This is a genomic window from Kitasatospora sp. NPDC093679 (assembly GCF_040683455.1).
GTDB lineage: Bacteria > Actinomycetota > Actinomycetes > Streptomycetales > Streptomycetaceae > Kitasatospora > Kitasatospora arboriphila.
This window is the reverse complement of record NZ_JBFBDW010000094.1, coordinates 1-13,154: the sequence shown is the minus strand read 5'-3', so window position 1 is coordinate 13,154 and position 13,154 is coordinate 1. Positions and strand designations below refer to the sequence as shown.

General features: G+C 73.4%; 8 protein-coding genes and 1 pseudogene. 5 read left to right on the top strand and 4 right to left on the bottom strand.

Annotation, left to right across the window (positions count from 1 at the left end):
- Positions 1 to 1,224 (top strand): ADP-ribosyltransferase (locus AB0O09_RS37860; protein ID WP_363550147.1); only part of this gene is annotated, 1,224 nt, incomplete at its 5' end.
- Positions 1,208 to 3,937, top strand: coding sequence for a hypothetical protein (locus tag AB0O09_RS37855; RefSeq protein ID WP_363550145.1), 2,730 nt, complete (start codon positions 1,208 to 1,210; stop codon positions 3,935 to 3,937). The genes AB0O09_RS37860 and AB0O09_RS37855, both read left to right, overlap by 17 nt.
- A gap of 1,238 nt (positions 3,938 to 5,175) precedes the next feature.
- Here AB0O09_RS37855 and AB0O09_RS37850 read toward each other — a convergent pair.
- Genes AB0O09_RS37850 through AB0O09_RS37840 form a run of 3 tightly spaced genes read right to left on the bottom strand, consistent with a single transcriptional unit; the run spans position 5,176 to position 7,868 of the window.
- Positions 5,176 to 5,727, bottom strand: coding sequence for a hypothetical protein (locus tag AB0O09_RS37850; protein WP_363550142.1), 552 nt, complete (start codon positions 5,725 to 5,727; stop codon positions 5,176 to 5,178).
- Between the two features lie 36 nt (positions 5,728 to 5,763).
- A complete protein-coding gene (locus AB0O09_RS37845; RefSeq protein WP_363550139.1) occupies positions 5,764 to 6,510 on the bottom strand; it encodes a response regulator transcription factor in 747 nt (248 codons plus the stop codon).
- A complete protein-coding gene (locus AB0O09_RS37840) occupies positions 6,507 to 7,868 on the bottom strand; it encodes a sensor histidine kinase (protein WP_363550136.1) in 1,362 nt (453 codons plus the stop codon). The genes AB0O09_RS37845 and AB0O09_RS37840 overlap by 4 nt, the downstream gene beginning before the upstream one ends.
- A 305-nt stretch (positions 7,869 to 8,173) precedes the next feature.
- Here AB0O09_RS37840 and AB0O09_RS37835 point away from each other — a divergent pair, with 305 nt between their 5' ends.
- The 3 genes from AB0O09_RS37835 (at position 8,174) to AB0O09_RS37825 (ending at position 12,360) form a co-directional block, all read left to right on the top strand.
- Positions 8,174 to 10,360: an MMPL family transporter gene (locus AB0O09_RS37835; RefSeq protein ID WP_363550133.1), complete on the top strand. Its 2,187-nt coding sequence runs from the start codon at positions 8,174 to 8,176 to the stop codon at positions 10,358 to 10,360.
- Between the two features lie 59 nt (positions 10,361 to 10,419).
- Positions 10,420 to 11,460 carry a CehA/McbA family metallohydrolase gene (locus AB0O09_RS37830; protein ID WP_363550150.1) on the top strand — a complete coding sequence of 347 codons (1,041 nt, stop codon included), beginning with the start codon at positions 10,420 to 10,422 and terminating at the stop codon, positions 11,458 to 11,460.
- Positions 11,461 to 11,778: 318 nt separating this feature from the next.
- Positions 11,779 to 12,360, top strand: a complete 582-nt coding sequence (locus AB0O09_RS37825) for an N-acetyltransferase (protein WP_363550130.1) — start codon at positions 11,779 to 11,781, stop codon at positions 12,358 to 12,360.
- 29 nt (positions 12,361 to 12,389) lie between these two features.
- Here the strand turns inward: AB0O09_RS37825 and AB0O09_RS37820 are convergent.
- Positions 12,390 to 12,929, bottom strand: a pseudogene (locus AB0O09_RS37820) (transposase); the annotation flags it as partial.
- Between the last annotated feature and the right edge of the window lie 225 nt (positions 12,930 to 13,154).

Sequence of the window (13,154 nt, the reverse complement as noted above, 5' to 3'; positions counted from 1 at the left end):
ACCGGCGGCGGCAGCGAGGCCGGGGTCGTCGCCGAACGCGCCGCGATCGCCGCCGCGGAGAAGGCCGCAGCCAAGAGCGCGGCGCAGAACGCCGCGGTGCACACCGGGGAGAGCGCCGCCGAGCAGGCCGCGGCCCAGGCCGCGAAGAACACCGCTGTCGAGAGCGGCGAGCAGGCGGGCCGCAGCGCCGCGTCGTCAGCAGCCGTACCCCACACCACCCCGTCGACGGGCCCGGGCGGTCTTCCGGAAGGCTGGACCCTGCAGCCGGCGGAAGCCCGCCCCGGTACCGGCGTGCACGAGCCCGGTACCGGTGTCCACGAGCCGCCGACGGTGGGGGAGACACCACACGGCCAAGCCCCGGCCACCGAGCCCGCAGTCGTGCACGCGCCCGAGGAGGCACCGTCGCCGCACACCCCGGACGGCGACCCCGCAGCCCCCGGCGAGGAGCACCCGGCCGAATCGGCCGCCCACTCGGACACGCCCGGCCCCGATGCGGAAGGCGGCAGCGGCCACGCCGATGCCGCGGACGGCGGGCCCGGGACGGCCGACCACGAGCAGGGGCCGCCACCCGCAGCGGCCGGCCCGGGAGCAGACCAGGCGATCCGACTGGACCCGCACGCGGCGCTCCGGGAGATGCGGGACCTGGAGGACATGCGGGCCGCTCAGTCCGAGATCTCCCAGAATGCCCGGACATTCCGCGACGACTACGACATCGTCGAGTTCGGCAGGACGTGGAACGACGACATCGCCAAGCTCCCCGAGTCGCAGCGCGAGGCACTCCAGGCCTACACCTACGGCAGTGACCAGGAGATCAACGGCGCACTCCGCGGCCAGCACCCGGCGACCCCGGAATGCGCGGCCAAGGTGCGCGAACTCGACAGGGCGCTGGCCGCCCACCCCGTCCCCGAGGACGTCGTGGTCAGCCGGGGCACCGACCTCGGCCACTTCCGCATGTCCCCGGAGGAGATGGAGGGCCGGACCTTCACCGAGCAGGGCTACATGTCCACCTCGCCCGGCACGGATCCCCCCGCCGCATTCCGCGCCAAGGAAGCGATTCTGCACCTGCGGGTGCCGTCCGGAACCCCCGGAGCCTGGGTGGAGGAAGCCGGACAGATGGGCTCCGCCGAGAGAGAACTGCTCCTTGGCCGAGGACAGCGGTGGCGGGCCGACCGAGTGATCCGGACTGCGGACGGCAAGATCCACATCTATGGCGAAGTCCTGTGACGACAACGAGGAACGACCGGTGAACACCAGCGACTGGACCAGCGACCGTCTCAGCACCGACCTGGAGTTCAAGCCGGTCGACCAGGGCCCTCCGCGCTACGCCAACAGCACCGACCGGCCCGTCGACCACTTCGCAGTGGTTGACGACTTCGGCGAGCTGACCGGCTACCTGTGGATCTGCGACGCCGACGACGCGGCCGGCTTCGAGCGGCGGCTCGCCAGCCACGAGCAGAACGCGTCCTTCTTCTGGCACCGCAAGCTGCGCGCCGCCAAGTCCCGCGGCCTCTCCCCGGCGCAGGCCGCCGAGGAACTCCTCGCCGACCCCGGCGACCGCCTGTACGGGCACCTGCTGCCCGAATCCCGCGCCACGGCCGCAGGCCTCACCGAGTTGAAGGACCTGGCCGCCGCCGACTGGTCGCCACCGCAGCCCCCGCCCGCGCCGCCGGGCCACCGGCCCGATCCGCCGATCACCGACGAGCAGCGCAAGGAAGCTGCCGCCCGGGGCGGCTGGCTCTACAGGACCGCCGAGGGCCACGCCACGGACAGCCGCGTCCTGCCGCACACGGTCGAGGGCGCATGGCAGGTCGACGCCACCGGCACCCCGCTGCGGTTCTGGCACAACCCCCGGTACGGCACGACCCCCGCGCCGACACCGGCAGAACCCGTCCCTGCCGGGCCTGTCCTCCCCCTGGGAGCGGGCCGCCGGCCGGCCGGCCGGGCCCTGCTCGACTGGCTCGAGGATGAGCGCGCACCCCGCCACTGCCGGGTCGCCGGATCCCCCGGCAGCGGCCGCACCCACCTGCTGTCCTGGCTGGCGGCCTCGTGCCCGCCGAACAACCCGCGCACCGGCCGGCGCGTCCACGCACTCCTCCCCGTCGAAGGGCTGACGGTCGACAGCGCCACCTGGCTGCTCGCCCATCGGCTCGGCCTGCCGGCCAGGACCCCGACCGATCTGCTGGAGGCTCTGCAGGACGGCGTCCCCCGCACCCTGGCCGTCACCGACCTCGACCGGGCCGGCGGCGGGCTGCTGCCCGGCATGCCCGAACGGATCGCCGCCGAGCTGCTCGTCCCGTTGCTCCAGGTGCCCTGGCTGCGGCTGCTCGTGGAGAGCACCTCCGGCACGGCGGCGGCGGCCGTTCTGACCGAGGCGGCGCCCACCACAGCGGTCCTCGACCTGGACGACCCCCGCTGGACGGACCGGGACGCCTTCGCCGCATGGCACGCCCGCCAAGGCACGGCCAACACCGCGGACCTCCACCCGGGCCGCACCCTGCGGGCCGCCGCCGGCCTCGACCCGGCCGCCCCGGCGACCGTGCGCACCCGGGAGCCGGCCGAGAGCCGACTGCACACGGTGCCGAACGCGCTCCGCCCGGCAATCCGCGCACTGGCTGCCGCCGGCTGGCCGCTCACCGAGGCGGAATGGTCTTCCCTGACCGGCCGCGGCGCCGACCGGACCGCCCCGGCCGGGCAGCCTCCGCAGCCCGCACCGGTGACCGGTGAGCGCGCCGATGCGGACACCGGCACAGCGCCCGTCGACCACGCGGCAGCGGTGGCCGCCCTCGCCGCGAGCCTCCCGGCCGCCACGGGTACACCGGACCGGGCCGATGCGGTCGGCCTGCGCGGACTGATCCTGCGACACGCCGTGCACGCGGGCCTCGCCGACCGCTTCCTCACGGACCCGCACTTCCTGGTCCACGCCGACCCGCTCGCCGTGACCACGGCCCTCGAGCACGCCCACACCACCGGCACCGTCCCGCGCACACTCGCCGAGGCCTGGCACCTGGCCGGCCCCGTCGTACTCGCCACCGACGACCCGTCCGAGCGGGCCGCCGCCCTGCACGCCTGGCTGGCCGGCCACGACCAGCAGACCGCCGACACCTGCCGGACACTGTCGGCGCGAACCTGGCGCGCCCACTGGTCCTACGGCCGCGGCGACGTACGGGTACACGCCGCCGCACCCGGCCACGGACCCCTGCGCAGCCTGCTGGCCGTGGCCGTCGACCACGCCGTACGGTTCGTCGAACCCGAAACCGGCCGCACCGCCGCCACCGCGGGCCCGGTCCGCCTGCCCGCCCGCCACATCACCGGCCTCGCGGTCGGCGACGACGCCGGCGTGTTCGTCCTCGACCCCGCAGGAACGATCACGGCGGTACCCGCGGGCAACCCCGGCCTGCCCAGCCTGGTGGCCGCCGCGGCACCCGCACACACCAGTCCCGGGCACCCCTCCCACGGCCTCACAGCCCTGGCGTACCTCGACGGACCGGGCGGACCTGCACTGGCCACGGCCGGCGGCGACGGCACCGCGGCCTGGACCCACGTCTCCGACCGCATCGCCTGGCACGCACCCGACCACCCCCTCCACCACGGAGCCGTCACCGCCGTCGACCTGGACGAAGCCGACGGCGGCATCCTCCTCGTGACCGGCGGCGCCGACGGCACGGTCCGGACCTGGATGTACGGACGCCCACCCATGTCGGACCCGATCGACGCGCGGGACCACCCTGTCACCGCCGTCGCGGTCTCCAACACCCCGCAGGGAATCCTCATCGCCTCCGCCTGGGCGGACGGCCTGGTCCGGCTGCGCCGCTGGGGCGTTGCCCCGGCCACCGCCGACCTCCGGCTCGGCCTGCCGGCCCGGTCCGTCACCGTCACCCCGGTGGGTGTCGTCTGCCTCGCCCTGCCGGAGGGAGTGCTCGGGCTGACCCTCGACTGACAACCGCCACCCCTGCGGGTACCGAGTCCGGCCCGGGGAACGGCCGGTCAGATCCTGTTCGACGGTTGCCCAGCCGCAGCGCCGGCCAGGCGGCCACGGCCGGGACCGTTCACCCACAACCCGCACTACCGACCCACCGCCCGGGCGCTGGGCCTGCCCGCCCCCGACAACCCCGTCACCGCCGCCCTCCAAGCCGCCGCCACCGGCCACGGCAGCGAACACGACCTGATCGCCGCCGCCCGCACCCACACCTGGATCGTCCCCGCCCACCCCGACGGCACCCCGCGCCCCGACGGCAGCCCGGTCCTCGACATCGACACCGGCCACACCCCCACCCCGAACGACTGGCACAGCTGGCGCACCCTCACCACCGCCGAACTCCTCGCCGCCGCACCCGCCCAGGTCGACCTGCGGATCGACCCCGGCAGCAGCCCGTCCGTCACCATCCCCGCCGCCGACCTCCACTGAGCCGGCCAGCACCCCGCGCTGCACACCGGCGCCCCAAGCAGCCGCAGCCGCCCCGTGTCCGTCGGTGTGGCCCCACGGTGTGGCCGCGGGTGCAGATCGGTTCGTGGCCACCGAACCGGAAGAATTCGTAGGCGGCCGATCGCAGACGGCGGTCCTCGGCGACCATCTCCGAGTACGCCGCCGGGTCCGGAGTCCGGTCTTCGGTCCTGATCTCCTCGAACGGCGTCCCGGGAGGCACAGACGTCGAAGGCCTGGAGTAGTGCTGCACACCGTCCACCTCGATGACGATTCGCTCGCTCGCGCCCTCCGCGGATTGGCGGTCGACCTCGTGGCCGAGGTGCGGTGGGCTGGACCGTCGAATTGCGGCTGTCACCGAGCAGATCACCGCGGCGGTCGCCGAGTCTGGCACCGCACTCACCGGGCTCCACGGCATTGGAGACCTGCTGGCCGCGAAGATCCTCTCTCGGACGCCGTGATCCGGGCCCGGAAGCGATGGCGGCTCGGACGGCTCGGCCAGCAGCAGATCAGCCACCTCGACGCGCTCGGCGTGCAGCGGGCAATCTCCAAGGGCCGGGTCCGCCCTGCGCCCGGTGCGCTGTGGAAGCGACGGCCCGTGCAACGTCCGGCCCGGTATGACCTACCGGGCCGGCCCGCCCGGACGTCGCTGTTCACGCGCTGGTGCGGTGGGTGGCCCGCGTGGCCGGCGTCGCCTTCTTCGCAGCCGTCGGCGCGGTCGTGGCCGGCCCCGGGGCGTTCGGTGGCGGGTCCGCTCAGTCGAGGGTGACGCCGCGCTCGCGGGCGAGTTCCTCCAGGCCGTAGCGGGCGACGTGTTCGGCGTTGCCGAGGTCGATGGTCCGGATGCCCTCGGCGGCGAGCCGCTCGTTGACAGCGTCCAAGTGCTGCTGGACGAGGAGCTTCTCGGCGTCGGTGGTGCGGCCCTTGTGCGGCCGGCCGGCGTGGTCGAGGCTGGCGTAGTTGACGCGCTCCCTGGCGGGCGCCGCGCCCTGGCTCGGGACGGTCCGCGCCACCCGCTTGGCGCCGCGCAACACGTCGGCCATGGGCGCGGCCCCGGCGAGGCGGTTGAACGCCTCGGCCTCCAGGACGACGGTCTCCGGCTCGTCGGAGTCCGGGTGGTGGAGTTCGAGGGTCACCAGGTCGAGCGCCAGCTCCTCCAGCGTGGTCAGTTCCTCGGCCAGCGCCTCGATCTCGACTGGGCCGTCCTCCAGGTCCGGGTGCTGGCGCACGACGATGCGTACCAGCTCGCCGTCGTCCTCGACGTGTTTGCCGGTCAGGTCCGAGAACCGGATGATCTTCTGGCCCATGGTTTCCTCTCGTAACGGCAGTGATCAGCGCAGAGCTTACGCCCGGTCGGCGCTCGTGCCGGCCCGGCCGCCGTTCACCGGACGGGCGGTGACCAGGCCGCTCTCGTAGGCGGCGATGACCGCCTGGGCGCGGTCGCGGACGTCGAGCTTGCCGAAGATGCTCGTGATGTAGTTCTTCACCGTGGAGTTGCTGATCCCGAGGGTGAGCGCGATCTCCGCGTTGTCGAGGCCGGTGGCCATCAGGCGCCACACCTCCACTTCGCGGGGCGTCAGTTCGCCGGTGCCCGCCGATGGCGAGCCGGTGACCGGCAGCGGCAGTCCGACGGCCGGGGACGCGCCGGCAGGCGTCCGGACGTAGGCGGAGATCAGCCGCGTGAGCAGGCGCGGGGCCACCGCGGCCTCGCCGGCGTGGACGGTGCGGATCGCGGCGCCGAGGTCCTCCGGGGAGACGTCCTTGGGCAGGAAGCCGTACGCCCCGGCGCGCAGCGCGGCGACCACGTACTCGTCCATGTCGAAGGTGCTGAGGGCGAGCACTCGGCAGTCGGGCAGCGTGTCGGAGAGCTGCCGGGTTGCCGCGACACCGTCCAGGACGGGCATCCGGATGTCCATCACGACGACGTCGGGCCGCAGCTGCTGGGCGAGGTCGACGGCCTGCCGGCCGTTGTCGGCCTCGCCGACGATTTCGAGGGACGGGTCGGGGGTGAGGATCAACGACAGGCCGCGCCGGACCAGCGGCTGGTCATCGGCGATGAGGACCCTGATCCGCGGCGTCGGGCCGTTCACCGGTGCGCCTCCCCGCGCTGGACGGCCGCCTCCGCGACCTCGTCCGGGCCGAGCGGCAGGTCGGCCTGCACGGCGAAGCCGCCGCCGGGCTGCGGTCCGGCCTCCAGGGTGCCGCCGTGCAGGGCGACCCGCTCGCGCATGCCGATCAGCCCGTAACCGGACCGTGCGGGGGCCGGCACGGCGGCCCGGTCCCGGCCGGGCACGCCGCCGTCGTCGCGCACCTCGACGGTGACCCGGTCGGTGCGGTACGTGAGGCGGACGGCCGCGCGGGCCGGCCCGGCGTGCTTGCGGGCGTTGGTGAGAGCCTCCTGGACGATCCGGAAGACGGTCAGGCCGACGGTCGGCGGCAGCGGACGCGGCGGCCCCTGGACGCTCAGCTCGGTCGGCAGACCGCCCCGGCACGCCTCGGCGACCAGCCGGTCGAGGTCTTCGGCGCCGGGCTGGGGCGAGGGCGGGACGGTGTCCGGTTCGTCACCGGCCCGCAGGACGTCCAGGAGTTGGCGCATCTCGCGCAACGCCATCCGCCCGGAGGACTCCAGGGTGACCAGGGCGTCCCTCACCACGTCCGGGTTGCCGGCGTTGGCGCGGGCGCCGCCGGCCATCAGCTGCATGGTGGTGATGTGGTGGGCCACGATGTCGTGCAACTCCCGGGCAATGCGGCGTCGTTCATCGGCCACCGCGCGATCCGCCAGCAGTCGGCGGTTGGCCGCCACCTCCCGCTGCCAGCGGGCCACCGCGAGTCCTGTGCCGGCCACCAGCAGGACGGTGAGCGGGGTGGTGACGGCCGCAGGCCAGCTCAGCAGCCGCAGATGGCTCTGGGCGAGCAGGGTCACCAGCGCCGTTGTCGCGGAGGCGGCCGCCGTCACCGGCCCGGAGCAGGCCCGCGCGACCGTGAACAGCGCGACCGCCATGACGGCGCCGAAGTGTTCGGTCGGCGGCGCCGACAGGTCGGCCGCGGCCTCCAGCAGGACGACGGCGGCCAGCACCGCCACCGGGTACCGCCGGCGGACGAGCAGCGGCAGCGCCGTCAGCACGACGACGAGGAAGCCGACCAGGCCGGGGACCGCGTGGCGCTCGACCGTGGTGAAGAGCAGGTAGGTGAGCAGGTCGAGGGTGCAGGCGCCGACGGCCACCAGGGCGTCGGTGTGGGTCCAGGGCGAGGTGTCGCCGTCCGGCGCCGTCCTCGTCCCGCCGATCCCGGGGTCTGCGGCGGTGGCGAAGGACGCGGCGGTGCCGGGGGCCGCGGCAGCGCCGGAGCACGCGGCGTCCTGCCCGTCCGCTGCGGTGGCCGCCCGTCCGTCCGCTGTGGCGTCGGGATGTTCCTTCACGCCGGTGTCGGGGCGCTGACGCCCGCCCATGTCTGTTCCTCCTCTTGCCCGGCGGCCGCACCGTGCCCGGCTCCGGTGCGGGCCGGCCCGGCTGATCAGCCCTGATGCCTGATTCTGGCATCCACCGGCACCGCCGGGCATGGTCCCCGGGGCTGACCTCAGGCCCGTGGACCAGGACCACGGTCCCGGTCCACGGGCCAGCCGGGGGACTGGGGTCCCGGAGCGGATCATCCGCTGCCAGGACGCCCCGGCTCCGGCCCGGGTGATGGTCTGGAGTTCGGCCGGGAACCCCCGGTCACCAGCCCGACGTTCGCGTCCATCAGCCGGAGGACAACGTGATCCGCGCACTGACCGGATTCTCCACCAGACACGCGTGGAAGGTGATCGCCCTCTGGGCGGTGGTGGGCATCGGGCTTGGCGTCCTGGGTCCCGTGCTGCTCTCCCGCGTCACCCAGGCCCAGTCCGGAGACTTCCTGCCCGACAGCTACGACTCGGCAGCCGCGCTGCGGATCGCCGAGCAGGAGTTCGGCGTGCGGCCCGACGCCACCACCGTGACGGTGCTGGTCGCCCGGGCCGACGGCAGGCCGCTCTCGGCCGCCGACCAGCAGCGGATCGAGGCCGAGGCGGCGACGCTCGCCCGGCACCGGGTCGTCATGCCGCGCAAGGACGACGAGCCGGCCTTCCTGCTCCCCGACCACTCCCAGACCCCGCGGATCACCCCGACGATGGTCGCGCCCGACCGCAGCTTCGAACTGCTCGGCGTCGAACTCACCGGCAACGCCGCCGAGGCGGGCGTCCAGGACGTCTACCGGACCTTCCGGGATGCTGCCCAAACCCGATTCGCCGAGGCCGGGATGCGGACGGGCTTCACCGGCGGCCTGGCCGATGCCGCCGACACCACCGACGCCCACCGCACCGCCACCCTGGTCGGCGGCTTCCTCGTCGTCGGCCTGGTCGTCCTGCTCAACGTGCTCGTCTTCCGCAGCGTCCTCGCCGCCTTCCTGCCGCTGCTCGCGGTCGCCATGATCAGCGGCGCGGCCGGCGGCGCGGTGGCCGGCGCGGCGATGCTCACCGGCCTCCGGCTCGACGCAAGCACCCCCGGACTGATCTCCGTCGTCCTGCTCGGCATCGGCATCGACTACCTGCTGTTCCTGCTCTTCCGCTTCCGCGAGCACCTGCGGGCCCGGCCCGAGCAGAACGCCCGCGCGGCGGCCGCCGAAGTCGCCGGACGGGTCGGCACCGCCATCACCTCCGCCGCCCTCACCATCGTGGCCGCGTTCGCCACCCTGGGCGTGGCGAGCTTCGGCCAGTTCCGCTCGCTCGGCCCGGCCATCGCCGTTGCCGTCCTCGTCATGCTGCTGGGCAGCCTCACCCTCATGCCCGCCCTGCTGGCCGCCTGCGGCCGGAAGATGTTCTGGCCCTCCCGCAGCCTGCGCCGCCCCTCCCGCGAAGGCGTCGCCGCCCGACTCGGCCTGCTCGTCGCCCGCCACCCGCTGCCGCTGCTGTTCGCCTCCGTCGCCGCACTCGCGGCACTCGCCGCCGGAACGACCGGCATCCGGATGGACTACGGGACGGGCGGCGCCACCCGGACGCCCGCCGCGGCCACCGCCGCCGAGATCTCCCGCGCCCTCCCGGCCGGCGTCTCCGACCCCACCACCGTCTACGTCACCACCGACGACGGCACCCCGCTCACCACCGTGCGGCTCGACGGCCTCGCCCGGGCCCTCGGCCAGGTCGACGGCATCGGCCGGGTCGGCCCGACCGTCCTCACCGACAACCACCACGCCGCCCGGATCGACCTCTACCCGACCGCCGACCCACAGAGCCCCCGGGCCCGCGACCTCGCCGCAGGCCCGGTCCGCGCCGCCGTCGCCGCCCACACGCCCGCCGGCACCAGCGCCCACGTCGGCGGCACGGCGGCGATCTTCGCCGACATCTCCACCGCCGTCGACCGCGACCTCGCCGTCGTCTTCCCGCTCGCCGCCGCCCTCATCGGCCTGATCCTGCTGCTGCTCCTGCGCAGCCTGCTCGCACCCGTCGTCCTGATGCTCTCGGTCGGCCTCGGCTTCGCCGCCACCCTCGGCGCCGCCACCCTGCTGTTCCAGCACCTCCTGGACGGACCGGGCGTCAGCTTCACCCTCCCGCTGGTGCTGTTCCTGTTCGTCGTCGCCCTCGGCACCGACTACAACATCCTGGTCACCGACCGGATCCGCGAAGAGATGCGGCATCCCGGCACCGCCCGAGCCGCCGTCGCCCGCGCCGTACGGCACAGCACCCCGGCCGTCGCCACCGCCGGCCTCGTCCTGGCCGGCTCCTTCGCCACCCTCGCCACCACCCCCGGCACCGAACAGGTCGCCTTCGCCATGACCCTCGGCATCCTGCTCTCCGCCCTGGTCCTGTCCCTGGTCCTGGTGCCCGCCTTCGCCGCCCTCCTCGGCCGCGCCCTCTGGTGGCCACTGCGCCCGGCCCACCGTCAGAACGCCGCTCCGGCCCCCGAACCCGCACCGCTGCCCGTCCCCTGACCCTCCCGTCCCCTGACCCTCCCTCCCCCTGACCCTCCCTCGGAGGCCCGGACCGCCCCATCCGGTCCGGGTCTCCGAGAGCTGACGATTCGCCGCCAGGTCGGTGTCGGGCCCACGAGGCCACACCTCCGACCACGGCCACCGCCGGACGCGGGGCGGCCTGGTACCGCGGGGACTGCCATGTCCACTCCGTCCACTCCGATGGGGAACTCACCCCCGAGGAGTTGGCCGTCCGGGCGCGGGCGGCCAGGCTCGACTTCATCGCGACGACGGAGCACAACTCAGCCGCGGCCCCGGGTGTCTGGGGGCATCTGGCCGCCGATGACTTCTTGATCCTTCTCGGTGAAGAGGTGACCACGAAGACGGGGCACTGGCTCGCGCTCGGCCTCGATCCCGGCGAGGTCGTCGGCTGGAACCACCAGGTCAGGGACGGACTGGTGGACAAGTGCCTGGACCAGGTGCACCGAGCAGGGGGCCTGTGCGTGGCCGCGCACCCGCATGCGCCCTACCCGTCGGGTGACTTCATGTTCCCCTTTCTCGGCTTCGACGTGGTGGAGGTGTGGAACGGACTGTGGACCTCGGACCGGCCCTGGAACGCCGACAACGAGGCGGCCCTGGCCGAATGGGGGCGGAGCCTCGCGGCGGACCTTCGCACGGGCTCCTGGCGGCCGGCGATGGGCAACAGCGACACCCACTTGGAAGGGCAGATCGGGATCCCTCACACCGTGGTCTTCGCCGAGGAACTGAGTACGGAGGCGGTCCTTGCCGGGATCCGCGCCGGCCGCAGCTGGATCGCCGAGTCGGCGGATGTGGATGTGTCGTTCACCGCCCATGCCGCCGGCCACGTTGCCGGAGTGGGAGAGCGGCTCGCGACTCGTGGTGGGCAGGTGGAAGTCCACGCGGCGGTACGAGGTGTACCGGCGGGGACCATCAGCTTCCGCACCGATCGAGGAAAGGTCCACCGGGCCCCTCTCCCCGATGACGGGGCGGGAGCGGTGCAGTGGGACACGACAGCGGAGCAGTCGGCGTTCGTCCGCATCGAGGTCCGCCATCCCAACGGGCACGTCGCCGCACTCACCAATCCGATCATCCTCAACTGACCGCTCGTCTCATCGTGAGGTCCGCAGGCGACGGATGCAGATGAGGCTGCAACTGTGGCGATGACGGTCAGGTGGCTGCGGTGGTCGCCCCAGACCACGAGCACCCGGACGCCCTCCACGCATGCAGCCGACCGCAGTCCTCATGCGACTCGACGGTCACGACGTCCTCCTTGGCTGATCAGAAGCCGTGGCCGAACCGGGCAGTTCCCCTGATGGTCGAACTATGGTTCCCGGTTGGTGCGGTGGGAGCGCCACCGTTCGTCCCGGTGTTCGCAAATCCGTACGCCTGCACGCGCATGGCTGCCTACCCTGCCAATCATGAGCTTCGCATACGAGATCAGGCTTGAGCAGGTCCAGGATCACCCGGAAGTGCGCCGCGTACATGCAGTCGCCTTCGGCCATCCGGAACGCGTCCCCGCTCTGGTGGACGCACTTCGTGACGCGCCGGGAGCAATCGAACCGATTTCGCTCGTCGCGACACGGCACGATCAGGTTGTCGGGCACGTCATGCTCAGCGCCTGCCGCCTGGATGCCCAGCGCCAGCTGGTCGATGTCGTCAGCCTGTCACCCCTGGGCGTCCACCCGGACCACCAGGGCCACGGCGTCGGCACCCAGCTGATCAAGGCGGCCCTGAAAGCGGCTGACGACCGCGGAGTGCCGCTGGTCTTCTTGGAGGGCTCGCCGACGTACTACGGGGCGCGTGGTTTCCGGCGGGCCAGTTCGTGTGGGTTCCGATCACCCTCGCTGCGCATTCCGGATCCGGGGTTCCAGGTCGCGAAGCTGTCGTCGTACGAGCCCTGGATGACCGGCACATTCGTCTACTCCGAGGCATTCTGGGCGAACGACTGCGTAGGACTGCGCGACCCCGAGCGCTTCGCGCGGATCGCCACCCAGGCCTGAGAGGCCGTCCTGCTCGAATGCGGGACAGTTCATGGATAGTGCCAGTTTGTGATGGTTTCGCCCGTTTCTCGCTTCGCGAGGTTCGAGATCATCGCGAGGCGGATCATGCTCTCGGAGTGCTCGGGTTCGGTCTCGTAGTCGCGGGCCAGTCGGCGGTGCATCATGATCCAACCGAAGGTTCGCTCGACCACCCACCTTCGGGGCGCGATCGAGAAGCCCTTGACCTGGGCGTTTCGTGGGGTGACGGCGACATCGATGCCGAGCTTCGCTCCATGCTCGATCGCCTGGGTCTTGTAGCCGGTGTCGACCCAGGCCTTGGTGATCGTGGGACGCGACTCGGCGAGCCGGGTCAGGAGCAGCTTGCCGGCGTCGTTGTCCGAGACGCCGGCGGCGGTGACCATGACGAGCAGGAGCAGGCCGAGCGTGTCGACGACAATGCTGCGCTTGCGGCCGACGACCCTCTTGCCGGCGTCGACGCCCCGAGTTTCGGTGGGCGCGACGGGTGCGGTCTTGACGCTCTGGGCGTCGATCAAGCAGGTGCTTGGCTCCGCATCGCGGCCGTCGGAGTCACTCGCCTCGGGTTGCATTCTGCGGGACCGTGGACACGGCTGGTGCCGGTCGCACCATGCCGACACGCTGGCGGCCGACCCCTGGCCCAGGGGTCCGACCGCCTCGCTGCTCCCCGCCACCGGCGTGCCGGCCGGTGCACCGTCTTCTGCACGGACTCCGCCAGGCCCGGGTCCACCACGGCGGCGGCCGGGGCCTGCCCGCCCGAGCGGCTTACGAACGACATC

Bases quoted from the DNA above. Each gene is read 5' to 3' on its own strand.
- AB0O09_RS37825 (WP_363550130.1), top strand. From the start codon at position 11,779: ATGAGCTTCGCATACGAGATCAGGCTTGAGCAGGTCCAGGATCACCCG.
- AB0O09_RS37840 (WP_363550136.1), bottom strand. From the start codon at position 7,868: ATGGGCGGGCGTCAGCGCCCCGACACCGGCGTGAAGGAACATCCCGAC.
- AB0O09_RS37850 (WP_363550142.1), bottom strand. From the start codon at position 5,727: ATGGGCCAGAAGATCATCCGGTTCTCGGACCTGACCGGCAAACACGTC.
- AB0O09_RS37855 (WP_363550145.1), top strand. From the start codon at position 1,208: ATGGCGAAGTCCTGTGACGACAACGAGGAACGACCGGTGAACACCAGC.